This window comes from Tenacibaculum pelagium, from assembly GCF_014062345.1.
GTDB lineage: Bacteria > Bacteroidota > Bacteroidia > Flavobacteriales > Flavobacteriaceae > Polaribacter > Polaribacter pelagius.
Genome location: NZ_JACGLS010000020.1, coordinates 1 through 331, shown reverse-complemented (window position 1 = coordinate 331; position 331 = coordinate 1). Strand labels below are relative to the sequence as shown.

1 pseudogene is annotated in these 331 nt (G+C 41.4%); it reads right to left on the bottom strand.

The annotated features are described in order from the left end of the window. Nucleotides 1-331 (bottom strand): annotated as a pseudogene (locus H3Z83_RS12845) (hypothetical protein); the annotation flags it as partial.

Sequence of the window (331 nt, the reverse complement as noted above, 5' to 3'; positions counted from 1 at the left end):
CATCATTCGATAATACATTTACTGTACCTGTAGTTCCTTCTACAACTGTTAATACATCTACATCTGTTACTGGATCTAATGGGTTGGGATCAGTACCATCTGGATTTCCATCATTATCATCATCTGGATCGGTTACATCTGGATCGCCATCACCATCTGTATCTACCTGAACTGTAATTGTTACTATTGATGTAGCACATACTTGCGGGCTTACCGCTGTATTACATACTTGGTACTCTACCGTTACCGTAGTTCCCTCTTCACCTGCTAACGGTGTATAACTCATCTCTCCTGTTAATGGATCGAAGCTTATTGTTCCGCCTGCTGTAGT